The organism is Rhizobium sp. FKY42 (genome assembly GCF_005222835.1).
In the GTDB taxonomy this organism is placed as follows: Bacteria; Pseudomonadota; Alphaproteobacteria; order Rhizobiales; family Rhizobiaceae; genus Neorhizobium.
Genome location: NZ_STGA01000006.1, coordinates 103170 through 115043, shown reverse-complemented (window position 1 = coordinate 115043; position 11874 = coordinate 103170). Strand labels below are relative to the sequence as shown.

The following is an 11874-nucleotide window of genomic DNA, read 5'->3' as shown; positions in this document are numbered from 1 at the left end:
GCCCGGAGAAGTGGACCGTCATGGCCGACTCTTTTGATTTTGAATTGGTGTCTCCCGAGCGCCTGCTGGTTTCGGAAAAGGTGACGGAAGTCATCGTTCCGGCAACTCTCGGTGAGATGACCGTGTTGGCGAAGCATGCGCCGACGATGACGACGATCAAGCCAGGCGTGCTGACCGTCAAGCTGGTTTCTGGCCAGGTCAAGAAGTACGTCGTGTTCGGCGGTTTCGCGGATATTCTGCCTTCGGGCTGCACCGTGCTGGCGGAGTCAGCTGTTGCCCAAGAGGACGCAAATCGCGATCTCTTCCAGCAGCGGATCGAAGCTCTGCGCGCCGATATCTCGGATGCGCCTACGGATGAGCATCGCACGAAGCTCGAGCACATGCTGGCCGAACTCACGCATCTTAACCATTCGATCATTCCTGGTTGAAGTGCGGAATAGATTTGATTGTTGTCAAGGCGGTCCGTTGGGCCGCCTTTTCCATTTTGACGAATTCGCTTTATTGAGAGTCGCCGTTAGAGCTACGTTTGATTATCCGTTGAGTTCCGCGCCGGATGAAGAGGACGAAAGCACCATCCATCCTCTGGTTGTCATCCGCCACCGTTCGTGTACCTATCCTCCGTGTCAGCGTTGAGAGGTGGGGCATGAAGGTTGGTATAGTGGGTGCGGGAATGGTGGGCAGTGCTGCGGGTTTTGCTCTTGCTCTTGCCGGGACCGCCAGCGAAATCGTCTTCGTCGATCAGAACCGTGTACTTGCGTTGGCGCAGGCAGAGGATATCGCGCACGCGACCCCGTTCCATTCGGCGACCAAGGTCACAGCCGGTAGCTATGATGCGCTGGAAGGTGCTGACATCGTCATCCTCGCGGCCGGGGTCAGCCAGAAGCCGGGTGAGACCCGTCTGGCCCTCCTCGAGCGGAACACAGAGGTGTTTCGTGCTGTCGTCGGCGCCGTGCTGGCTGTGGTTTATGATCCTATCTTGTTAATCGCGTCGAATCCGGTCGACGTCATGACGCATGTTGCAACGCGGCTTTCCGGCCTGCCGAGGAACAAGGTCATCGGTTCCGGCACCATTCTTGATACAGCTCGGTTCAGGAGCCTTATCGGCCGTCACCTTGGCATCTCACCTCAATCCGTGCACGCCTATGTCCTGGGGGAGCATGGCGACAGCGAAGTGTTGACGTGGTCGAATGCGCGTGCTGGCTCCATAGGCCTCAGTGCTTTCGCCGAGCAGGTCGGCCGTCCTCTTACGAAGGATCTGCGTCAATCGATCGACCACGATGTCCGTAACGCGGCCTATCGCATCATTGAGGGCAAGGGCTCGACTTACTACGGGATCGGCGGTGGCTTGGCACGGATCGTCAGAGCTATAGCGCAGGATCAGCAGGCGATCCTCTCCGTATCGATAACAACTGAGCGTGTGGAGGGCATTGAGGATGTCACGCTCTCCTTGCCACGTGTGATCGGTCGGACCGGGGTACGCCTCGATCTTCATCCCGAATTGGACGATGAGGAGCGGGAAGGGCTGAAGAGGAGTGCCCAGATTCTGAAGGATTTGTCGGGAAAGCTCCGACTGTAGCGCGAAAAGGAATGCCTCCTCTGTTGTCGATCCTGCAACCCTGTGGAACTGTCGTGCCGGCCAGAGAACAGGGGTCGGGACAAACATGATCGATAAGCTCGAATTCTTCATTGCCTTGGCCGGTGCTGGTCACTTCGGTCGTGCTGCGGAGGAGTGCGGAGTCTCTCAGCCAACACTCTCGGCGGCCATTCGCCAGCTTGAGGACCAGTTGGGCGTCGTTCTCGTTGTGCGCGGCTCGCGTTATCAAGGCCTCACACCAGAGGGGCAGCGCGTGTTGGAATGGGCGCGTCGGATCGTCAGCGATACGCGCACCATGCGGGAAGAGATGCGGGCCGCGCGGAAGGGGCTCGCGGGCCATATCCGGCTGGCCGTCATTCCGACAGCGCTTGCTATGGTTCCCCGCCTCACTGAGCCGTTTCAAGCGCGACACCCGGCAGTCACGTTCTCGGTCACGTCGCGCACCTCACTTCTGGTGCTCAGTCAGCTGGAAAATCTCGAGATCGATGCCGGTATCACCTATCTCGACAACGAGCCGCTTGGCCGCGTGACGACGGTTCCGCTCTATTCCGAGCGGTATCACCTGATTGCCGCAACGGGAACGCCACTGGCAGACCAGAATTCGGTGACCTGGAAGGAAGTTTCCTCTCTTCGGCTTTGCCTATTGACGCCGGACATGCAAAATCGCCGCATCATCAACAAACACATGGCGGAGGCGGGTGTCTGGCCCAAGCCAACGCTTGAATCAAACTCGATGATCGTGCTGTTTTCCCATATCAGGACTGGTCAATGGGCTTCGATTATGCCGCGTAACGTTGCGGAATCATTTGGCTTTCCGGAGCAGATACGCATGATCCCGATTGTTGAGCCAGATGCCGAACATCTGGTTGGGTTGGTCGCAACGCATCGCGAGCCACATACGCCACTGGTTTCTGCCCTGTTGCATGAGGCGAGATTGCGCGCTGCAGCATTGGATTTTGATAGAAATCTCCTATCGAGCGACGGAAAGCCGTTATTGACCTAGTGTCGGTAAATTCGCCAATCTTTGCAAAAGACAAACATACGTCGTCGAAGATGAGCGAGCCGACTTAACGGGGACCTCTCTGGGGCAACCTGTCGATTGTCGGTTTGGGAGGACTGACCTATGAACATTCGTGCCGTTGCAGTGGATGAGGCAACACGGGTTTCCGAGATCGTTGAAAGCTGTCGTCATCTGGAAGGGCCTCTTCTTCCTGTGCTTCACAAAGTACAGGAAGAATTCGGTTTCGTTGCCGAAAGTGCAAAGCAAATCATCGCCAAGGCCTTGAACCTGTCGCGCGCGGACGTCCATGGTGTTGTCACCTTCTACCACGATTTTCGCGATCATCCTGCTGGTCGGCATAGGTTGAAACTCTGTCGCGCCGAGGCTTGCCAGTCGATGGGCTGCGAGTCTCTGGCGGAGCAGATCAAGGCCAAGCTGGGCGTGGATTGGCATGGGACGACGTCGGACGGTGCGATTACGCTCGAACCGGTCTTTTGCCTCGGGCTTTGTGCGCAGGCTCCTGCCGCAATGCTGGACGGCGATGTCTATGCCCGCCTGGACGAAGACTGTCTTGGTGACATCCTGACGGAGGCGCGCCGATGAGTGTCACCGTTTTCGTTCCTCGCGATGCCGCCGCCCTGGCTGTCGGTGCTGACAGGGTTGCTGCGGCAATCGAGAAGGAAGCTGCCTTGCGCGGCGTGGATGTCCGTATCGTTCGCAACGGTTCGCGCGGCATGCTTTGGCTGGAAGTTCTGGTGGAGGTTCGCACCTCCCAGGGGCGCGTCGCCTATGGACCGGTGAAGGCTTCCGACGTCGCCTCGCTGTTCGATGCAGATTTTCTCAACGGTGGACACCATCCGCTTTGTCATGGGCTGAGCAAGGAGATCCCTTTCTTCAAAAGCCAGACGCGGCTTACCTTCGCCCGCTGTGGTGTAACGGATCCATTGTCGCTCGAAGACTACCGGCACTATCAAGGCTTGAAGGGTCTGGCCAATGCGCTTGCCATGGCTCCCGCGGATATCGTGAAGCAGGTCACTGATAGTGGCTTGCGTGGTCGAGGTGGTGCAGGCTTCCCGACCGGCATAAAGTGGAAAACGGTTGCGGATGCGGTGGCCGACCAGAAATATATCGTCTGCAATGCGGACGAAGGCGATAGCGGCACCTTTGCAGACCGTATGATCATGGAAGGTGATCCTTTCGTCCTGATCGAAGGCATGGTCATCGCAGGCATCGCAGTAGGTGCAACAAAGGGATATATCTACATCCGATCCGAATATCCGCATGCAATCGCAACCATGGGCGAGGCAATCGAAACCGCTCGTCAGGAAGGGATTCTCGGATCTTCAGTGTTAGGTTCAACTTACGCTTTCGACATGGAAGTCCGGGTCGGGGCTGGTGCCTATGTCTGTGGCGAGGAAACCTCACTGCTGAACAGCCTGGAGGGCAAGCGTGGTGTTGTGCGCGCCAAGCCGCCGCTTCCGGCGCTGCAGGGCTTGTTCGGTAAACCAACTATCGTCAACAACGTCATGTCGCTTGCTTCCATTCCGGTCATCATGGATCGAGGCGCTGGGTTCTATCGTGACTTCGGCGTCGGGCGTTCCCATGGAACGATCCCGATCCAGCTCGCCGGTAATCTGAAGCATGGCGGGCTTTACGAAACCGCATTTGGCCTGTCGCTTGGCCAATTGGTCAACGAAATTGGCGGTGGCACGATCACCGGTCGTCCCGTGAAGGCGGTTCAGGTCGGCGGACCGCTCGGCGCCTATTTCCCGCCTTCGCTCTTCGATACCATTTTCGACTACGAGGCCTTTGCGGCTGCGGGCGGTTTGATCGGTCATGCTGGCGTGGTCGTTTTCGATGATACGGCGGATATGCTCAAACAGGCGCGTTTTGCGATGGAATTCTGTGCCGTCGAAAGCTGCGGCAAATGCACACCCTGTCGCATCGGGTCGACGCGTGGCGTCGAGACTGTCGACAAGATCGCGTGCGGCATCGAGCCGGAAAAAAACAAGGCGTTGCTGGAGGATCTCTGCAACACCATGAAGTTCGGTTCGCTTTGCGCGCTCGGCGGCTTCACGCCCTATCCGGTTATGAGCGCCCTGAAGCATTTCCCGGAAGATTTTGCACCTGCACCACTTGTTGAAGCGGCGGAGTGAAAAATGTCCCTCGTTTCTGAAATCGATTACGGCACACCTGCCTCCAGATCCACTGACATGGTAACGCTGACCATCGATGGTCGCGAGGTCACGGTTGCAGCCGGAACCTCCATCATGCGGGCATCCATGGAAGCCGGTATCCAGGTGCCAAAGCTTTGCGCCACCGACATGGTCGATGCCTTCGGATCCTGTCGCCTCTGTCTCATCGAGGTGGAGGGCCGCAACGGCACCCCCGCCTCCTGCACCACGCCCGTTGCGGCTGGCATTGTCGTGCATACCCAGACGGAGCGGCTGAAGCAGATCCGCAAGGGTGTGATGGAACTTTACATCTCCGACCATCCGCTTGACTGTCTGACCTGTGCCGCCAACGGCGATTGCGAGCTGCAGGACATGGCAGGGGCGGTCGGGCTTCGTGATGTTCGTTACGGTTATGACGGTGAAAACCACGTCAAGGCGCGCTCTGCCGTTGGCGAAGTCAACGCACAGTGGATGCCGAAGGACGAGAGCAATCCTTATTTTACCTATGATCCTTCCAAGTGCATCGTTTGCTCGCGCTGCGTTCGCGCCTGCGAGGAAGTTCAGGGTACGTTCGCACTGACGATTGAAGGTCGCGGCTTTGACAGCCGCGTTTCTCCCGGTGCGCATGAGGCATTTCTCGAGTCAGAATGCGTGTCCTGCGGTGCCTGCGTACAGGCCTGTCCGACAGCAACTTTGACTGAAAAGTCCGTCATCCAGATCGGCCAGCCGGAGCATTCGCTCGTCACCACCTGTGCCTATTGTGGTGTTGGTTGCTCCTTCAAGGCCGAAATGCGTGGCCAAGAGCTTGTCCGCATGGTGCCTTGGAAGGATGGTCAGGCCAATCGTGGTCATTCCTGCGTCAAGGGTCGGTTCGCTTATGGTTACGCAAGCCACAAGGATCGTATCCTCAACCCGATGATTCGCGACAAGATTTCCGATCCCTGGCGCGAAGTGACATGGGAAGAAGCGTTTGCCCATGTAGCCTCCGAATTCCGTCGCATCCAGTATCAGTATGGTCGTGAATCCATCGGCGGTATCACGTCGTCCCGTTGTACAAATGAGGAAACCTATCTGGTTCAAAAGCTAATCCGTGCTGGCTTCGGCAACAACAATGTCGATACCTGCGCCCGTGTCTGTCACTCGCCAACCGGCTATGGTCTCGGTCAGGCGTTTGGTACATCGGCGGGAACGCAGAATTTCGATAGTGTCGAACATACGGATGTCGTGATCGTTATCGGTGCCAACCCTACGGACGGTCATCCGGTGTTCGGTTCGCGCTTGAAAAAACGCCTTCGTCAGGGTGCAAAGCTGATCGTCATCGATCCGCGCCGTATCGATCTCGTGCGCTCGCCGCATATCGAAGCCTCCTGTCACCTGCCGCTGAAGCCCGGCACCAACGTTGCGGTTCTAACGGCGCTGGCGCATGTCATCGTTACCGAAGGCCTGTTCGATGAGCGGTTCATTCGTGAACGCTGCGATTGGTCCGAGTTCGAAGATTGGGCAGCCTTTGTTTCCGAACCGCAGCATTCGCCGGAAGAAACGGAGAAGTTCACCGGCGTAACGGCAGAGGACCTGCGTGGAGCCGCACGGCTTTATGCCAAGGGCGGCAATGGCGCTATTTATTACGGTCTCGGCGTGACTGAGCACAGCCAGGGTTCCACCACTGTCATGGCGATTGCAAACCTTGCCATGGCGACGGGCAATATCGGTCGTCCGGGCGTGGGCGTGAACCCGCTGCGTGGCCAGAACAATGTGCAGGGCTCCTGCGATATGGGTTCCTTCCCGCACGAGCTTCCCGGTTATCGCCACATCTCGGATGATGCAACGCGCGAGACCTTCGAAAAGCTCTGGGGTGTCACGCTCAACAACGAGCCGGGCTTGCGTATCCCCAATATGCTGGATGCTGCCGTCGAAGGCACGTTCAAGGGCATTTATATCCAGGGCGAGGATATTCTTCAGTCCGACCCGGATACAAAGCATGTGTCTGCCGGTCTGGCGGCCATGGAATGCGTCGTCGTGCACGACCTCTTCCTGAACGAAACCGCCAACTATGCGCATGTCTTCCTGCCGGGGTCTACCTTTCTGGAAAAGGACGGCACGTTCACCAATGCCGAACGTCGCATCAACCGCGTGCGCAAGGTCATGACGCCAAAGAACGGTTATGCGGATTGGGAAGTGACCCAGAAGATGGCGCAGGCCATGGGGTTGAAATGGGCCTACAGCCACCCGTCCGAAATCATGGATGAGATTGCAGCCACGACACCGAGTTTCGCCGGTGTTTCCTACGCCTATCTGGAGGAAAAGGGGTCCGTCCAATGGCCCTGCAACGAGAAGTTCCCCAATGGTTCGCCCATCATGCATGTGGACGGCTTCGTGCGTGGAAAGGGTAAGTTTATACGTACGGAGTATGTGGCGACCGATGAACGCACCGGTCCGCGTTTCCCGCTGCTTCTCACCACTGGCCGCATTCTCTCGCAATATAATGTCGGCGCTCAGACCCGCCGCACGGAGAATGTCGTCTGGCACGAGGAGGACCGGCTGGAAATCCATCCGCATGATGCCGAACAGCGTGGTATCAAGGACGGTGATTGGGTCAAGCTCGCAAGTCGGGCAGGTGATACCACCTTGCGGGCGCTGATTACCGACCGTGTTGCGCCGGGTGTCGTCTACACCACTTTCCACCACCCGACGACACAGGCAAATGTCATCACCACCGACTTCTCGGATTGGGCAACGAACTGTCCGGAATACAAGGTGACCGCAGTGCAGATCTCGCCATCCAACGGCCCGACCGAATGGCAGCAGGAATATGAGGAACTCAGCCGCAAGTCCCGCCGCATTGTCGGCAAGCTGGAAGCGGCGGAGTAGGCTGCGGTGGCTGGGGAGACGAGCCGCAGGATAGACGTATTGAGCTTCCGGCAGGGGAGGCTTTCGGACGCCTCTCGTCTGGTGCCGGAGGAGGTTCCTGTGGCCTTTTCCTATGGCGGATCCACCCATGCGGTCATGATGGCAACTCCGTCCGATCTGGTGGATTTCGCCTACGGCTTTTCGCTGGCGGAAGAGATAATCCACTCGGGTGACGATATCGTCGCCGTGGATAGTGTCGAAGCTGGAGCTGGCATCGATGTGCAGATTACCCTGAAGGACAGCACTGCCGATGCACTGAGCGCGCGCCGGCGCAAGATAGCGGGCCCGGTTGGATGTGGTCTGTGCGGCATCGAATCAATAGAGCAGGCTGCGCGACAGGTCGTGAAGGTTCCGGAACCCTCGCCATGGCTGTCTGCCCATCATGTCGCCTTGGCAATGCGGATGCTGGGCGACGCCCAGAAACTCAATCGCGAAACACGCGCGGTGCATGGCGCAGGCTTCTATCTTCCGGGGCGAGGATTGATGGCGTTGCGCGAGGATGTCGGTCGCCATAATGCGCTGGACAAACTTGTCGGTTCTATTGTGCGCCAAGGCGAGGCTGCACGCGATGGCGCCGTGGTTGTGACCAGCCGGCTCTCGGTCGAAATGGTTCAGAAGACAGCCATTCTTGGCTGTCCCATTCTCATTGCAATTTCTGCGCCGACGGCGCTTGCGATCGACACTGCGAATGAAGCGGGGATAACCCTTATCGGAATTGCGCGGGGAGAAGAATTTGAAGTGTTTACAAGGCCCGATCGTGTCATGTCCGGGGAAGCTGCCCATGTCGCTTAATCACACCGACGAAAAGCTGGTTCGGATGGCGAACCAGATCGCAACCTTCTTTCTGTCGCAGCCGGAAGAGGTGCGGGTGGATGGTGTTGCCACCCACATCAACAAGTTTTGGGAACCACGTATGCGCTGCCGGTTCTTCGAGATGATCGATCAGGGCATTGGCGGCTTTCTTCCGCTCGTCGTCCAGGCCTCATCGAAGATCAGGCGGCCGAACGCTGCCACTACGAATGCTGTCGGCCTCGGGCAGGATGCCGCTCATAGCGCACCCGGAGGTCGTGGACCGGTGGCTGGCGAATCCCTGTCGGAACCGAGTATTCCGGCGGGCTCTACCTGACCTTTCCTGATGACATCCGCAGTGGGGATTGCGGATCGGGGAGCAGGCTTCCGAAGCCATAGACGAGCAACGTAGTGCGTATTCGTCACATCATCTGAACCGGCGCACGGGCGTGTGGCGGATCGATATTCTGTGCTCTGACATTGCAAGGGAGGTTTTCGCAATGGCGGTAGCGGGCGTAACTGGCGGAGGCGTGGCGCAGGCCGGTCTTCTTGATCGCGCGCGGATCATCGCTCAACCGGGTTTCAATCGATGGCTGGTTCTGCCAGCCGCTTTGGCCATTTATCTTTGCATCGGCGTGGCCATCATGGGCTTCGGCGGCAGTGGGATGATTGGCGCACCCTTGGCCAACCTGCTGATGGCCTATTTCAAGACGGATGGTTCGGTCGGCGTCTGGCAGACCTTCGTCGTCACGGCGCTTATCTATTTCGTCTTCATCATGGGCGGTACTTTCGGATATCGGATTCCCCCGGCTGGCTGGCGTCCTGAAGGCTGGATCCCGCCTGTCGCAGAAAAGCTCGATGATCACGACCCGCCACGTTCACCTGCGCGATGCTCATAAGACGAAACAGTTCTGGCTCATCTGGGCGGTGCTCTGCCTCAATGTGTCGGCAGGCATCGGCATGATCGGCATGGCTTCTCCCACGATGCCGGAAATCTTTGCAGGTTTGCTGAGCGGTCAGCCAGGTGTTGCCTTCGCCCAGCTAGACGCTGCGCAGAAGGCCTAGATTGCCGCAATCGCCGCGGGCTTCACCGGTCTTCTCTTGCTCTTCAACTTTGGCGGTCGCTTTTTCTGGGCCTCCATGTCCGACAGAATCGGTAGAAAAACACCTATTTCTGCTTCTCTATTCTCGGCATCGTGCTCTATGTGCTGGCTCCCAAGCTCGCTATGATGGGCCCCGAGGCACTGTTCGTTCTCGCCTTCGGTATCACCCTGTCGATGTATGACGACGGGTTTGCAACCATCCCGGCCTATCTCGCCGATATCTTTGGAACGCAGTTCGTTGGCGCTATCCATGGACGGCTTCTGACAGCCTGGGCAACCGCAGGCATCGTTGGATCGGTCGTGGTGAATTGCATTCGTGAAGCGCAGATCGCGGTCGGCGTCACACCGGGCCCTGCTCTCTATACGAGCACCATGTACATCCTCGCAGGCATGCTGGCACTACGGCCTCGTAGCCAATGTCTTTGTCAAGCCACTACCCGACAGGTGGTTCATGTCGGATGAGGAAGTGGCCTCTCTACAGGCCAAATCAGCCGCAGCGAATTCGGGTCCGACAGGATCCTTCGGGATTGGCAAGGGCGGGCTGGATGCCCAGGCCATGCTTGCCTGGGCGGCGGTTGGACTTCAGCTTCTGTAGGGTGTCTGGGTAGCCCTCAAAAGCAGCTTCGCGCTGTTCGGATAAGGTTCCGACAACGCGATGTGTCAGCGAGACCTAGCAACCGCTCGCTGGCATGGTTTGGATCGCAGCAAAAGGGCGTCTTCATTGAAGGTGCCCTTTCAGCATAGCCGCTATATGACGTTAGTTCAGCCAGAGCTTGATCAGAGCCGCTTCCGGCGTTTCGTCGGCACCATTCTCGACGCCGATATCCCAAAGTGCTGCACCTGCTGCGAAATAGCCCGGAATAATGCCGACATCCTGTGACTGGCTCACCGCGCGGATACGCTTGCCGTCAGCAATGGCTTGTTTGATTGCTTCTAGAACAAGAGGATTTGCCATGACGGTCCCGGATCCGAAGACTCGCAACACTGCGCCGTCCAAGGTCGCAAGCGCGGCAGACAGGAATTCTGCCGGCATTCCGGGTGTCAGTGTCAGGATCGCCAATCGCCTCTCTGGGAAGGTTCGAAACCGTGGAGGGTCCAGCTTCTCATCCTGTTTGGTGCTAAGAGAAACTGCATTATTGCCTTGATGCTTCACCAGTCCATCGGCAGTCATAAGTTTGCCACCGAGAGCAAGAAAGACCCCGTCGCCTTCCTGCGTGGCAGCTTCGATCGCGAGTGTCAGGTTTGCTTCAGCATCGCCATCTTCACCCAATGGTACGACTGACCCACACAGGATCACCCGTCTTCCTTCGTCCACCAGAGCCTGGGAAAGGGCAGCGACGGTAAAGGACATGGTGTCCGTGCCATGGGTGATGATGACCGGCAATCCGGGGTGTGTACGGATCGCCTCCAACATGGCGTTCCAGTGAATCGGGCCGACATTCGCACTATCGAGCAGTGGGCTGAAAACATTGGCAACCAGCTTCATATCTGCAGGAAGCCGAGCGCTGAGTGCACTTTCGACGAGTCCCCTCATCGGCGTCAGTCCTTTAGGACCTGGAGCCATCCCAATTGCGCCACCGGTATGAATCAGAAGCAGTTTATTCAACGGATTTTCCTCCTGAACTCAGGAGTTTCGTATCCAACGATCTTGGTAATATCAATACATTGTTTACCAAGTTGAAAATAACCTTAACAATAAAAGGCAGTTATAAGGCTGCCTTTATAATTTCGATTTTTCTAAATTAAGCCGCCAAGTCGTCGATCTCACTGCCTTTAAACATCTTGGAGAGGTTCAGGAAGCAGATCATACCACTTTCCGATGCAATAATGCCTTCGGAGAAAGATTTGTCGAACGACGCGGAGACTTCCGGCACAGGCTGGATCTGGCTGGAGGAAATCGTCAGGATGTCGGATACGCGATCGACCAGCATGCCGATAACCATATTGTGAACCTCGGTAACGACAATCGCCGAACGCTCGTTGGCAACGGTGCTTTTCATGCCAAGCTTATAGGAGAGATCGATGATTGGAATGACGGAGCCACGCAGGTTCATGACGCCGATGACATCTGCCGGAGCATGCGGAATCGGTGTGGAGGGAGCCCAGCCGCGGATTTCGCGGATCGTCGTCGTCTTCACGCAGAATTCCTGATCGTGAAGGCGGAATGCGATGATTTCGAGAGTGTCGCCGCTGAAGCTGTTGGAAGTGATCGTCGCCATTCCGGATGTCCTTAAGCGTTGCTGCAAGTCTGCACCCACCCCTCGCGAGTGCAGCAAGCTGTTAAATTGATCGCCTCATGCGCGACGG

General features: G+C 57.4%; 10 protein-coding genes and 1 pseudogene. 9 read left to right on the top strand and 2 right to left on the bottom strand.

Annotation, left to right across the window (positions count from 1 at the left end):
- Positions 1 to 20 precede the first annotated feature (20 nt).
- The 9 genes and pseudogenes from E8M78_RS03760 to E8M78_RS03720 all read left to right on the top strand — a co-directional run bounded on the left by E8M78_RS03760 (position 21) and on the right by E8M78_RS03720 (position 10162).
- A complete protein-coding gene (locus E8M78_RS03760; RefSeq protein WP_137133778.1) occupies positions 21 to 428 on the top strand; it encodes a F0F1 ATP synthase subunit epsilon in 408 nt (135 codons plus the stop codon).
- Between the two features lie 215 nt (positions 429 to 643).
- Positions 644 to 1576: an L-lactate dehydrogenase gene (locus tag E8M78_RS03755; RefSeq protein ID WP_137133777.1), complete on the top strand. Its 933-nt coding sequence runs from the start codon at positions 644 to 646 to the stop codon at positions 1574 to 1576.
- An 85-nt stretch (positions 1577 to 1661) separates the two neighbouring features.
- Positions 1662 to 2597, top strand: coding sequence for a LysR family transcriptional regulator (locus E8M78_RS03750; RefSeq protein WP_137133776.1), 936 nt, complete (start codon positions 1662 to 1664; stop codon positions 2595 to 2597).
- A 120-nt stretch (positions 2598 to 2717) separates the two neighbouring features.
- The gene (locus E8M78_RS03745) at positions 2718 to 3197 is read left to right on the top strand and encodes a formate dehydrogenase subunit gamma (RefSeq protein WP_137133775.1); all 480 of its coding nucleotides are present in this window, start codon (positions 2718 to 2720) and stop codon (positions 3195 to 3197) included.
- On the top strand, positions 3194 to 4750 hold the full coding sequence (locus tag E8M78_RS03740) for an NADH-quinone oxidoreductase subunit NuoF (RefSeq protein ID WP_137133774.1): 1557 nt from the start codon (positions 3194 to 3196) through the stop codon (positions 4748 to 4750). The genes E8M78_RS03745 and E8M78_RS03740 overlap by 4 nt, the downstream gene beginning before the upstream one ends.
- A gap of 3 nt (positions 4751 to 4753) precedes the next feature.
- Positions 4754 to 7636, top strand: coding sequence for a formate dehydrogenase subunit alpha (gene fdhF / locus E8M78_RS03735; protein WP_137133773.1), 2883 nt, complete (start codon positions 4754 to 4756; stop codon positions 7634 to 7636).
- 30 nt (positions 7637 to 7666) lie between these two features.
- Positions 7667 to 8467, top strand: a complete 801-nt coding sequence (gene fdhD / locus E8M78_RS03730) for a formate dehydrogenase accessory sulfurtransferase FdhD (protein WP_246658214.1) — start codon at positions 7667 to 7669, stop codon at positions 8465 to 8467.
- The gene (locus E8M78_RS03725; RefSeq protein WP_137133771.1) at positions 8457 to 8801 is read left to right on the top strand and encodes a formate dehydrogenase subunit delta; all 345 of its coding nucleotides are present in this window, start codon (positions 8457 to 8459) and stop codon (positions 8799 to 8801) included. The genes fdhD and E8M78_RS03725 overlap by 11 nt, the downstream gene beginning before the upstream one ends.
- 163 nt (positions 8802 to 8964) lie before the next feature.
- A pseudogene (locus E8M78_RS03720) lies at positions 8965 to 10162 on the top strand (MFS transporter).
- 162 nt (positions 10163 to 10324) lie between these two features.
- Here the strand turns inward: E8M78_RS03720 and E8M78_RS03715 are convergent.
- Together E8M78_RS03715 and E8M78_RS03710 are read right to left on the bottom strand one after the other, a co-directional pair.
- Complete coding sequence (locus E8M78_RS03715) at positions 10325 to 11173, bottom strand: asparaginase domain-containing protein (protein ID WP_281405050.1); 849 nt, start codon at positions 11171 to 11173, stop codon at positions 10325 to 10327.
- Positions 11174 to 11309: 136 nt separating this feature from the next.
- Entirely contained in the window at positions 11310 to 11786 is a 477-nt protein-coding gene (locus E8M78_RS03710) for a chemotaxis protein CheW (RefSeq protein ID WP_137133770.1), read from the bottom strand.
- Positions 11787 to 11874: the final 88 nt, after the last annotated feature.

Bases quoted from the DNA above. Each gene is read 5' to 3' on its own strand.
- E8M78_RS03725 (WP_137133771.1), top strand. From the start codon at position 8,457: ATGTCGCTTAATCACACCGACGAAAAGCTGGTTCGGATGGCGAACCAG.
- E8M78_RS03755 (WP_137133777.1), top strand. From the start codon at position 644: ATGAAGGTTGGTATAGTGGGTGCGGGAATGGTGGGCAGTGCTGCGGGT.
- E8M78_RS03745 (WP_137133775.1), top strand. From the start codon at position 2,718: ATGAACATTCGTGCCGTTGCAGTGGATGAGGCAACACGGGTTTCCGAG.
- E8M78_RS03740 (WP_137133774.1), top strand. From the start codon at position 3,194: ATGAGTGTCACCGTTTTCGTTCCTCGCGATGCCGCCGCCCTGGCTGTC.
- E8M78_RS03710 (WP_137133770.1), bottom strand. From the start codon at position 11,786: ATGGCGACGATCACTTCCAACAGCTTCAGCGGCGACACTCTCGAAATC.
- fdhF (WP_137133773.1), top strand. From the start codon at position 4,754: ATGTCCCTCGTTTCTGAAATCGATTACGGCACACCTGCCTCCAGATCC.
- E8M78_RS03760 (WP_137133778.1), top strand. From the start codon at position 21: ATGGCCGACTCTTTTGATTTTGAATTGGTGTCTCCCGAGCGCCTGCTG.
- E8M78_RS03750 (WP_137133776.1), top strand. From the start codon at position 1,662: ATGATCGATAAGCTCGAATTCTTCATTGCCTTGGCCGGTGCTGGTCAC.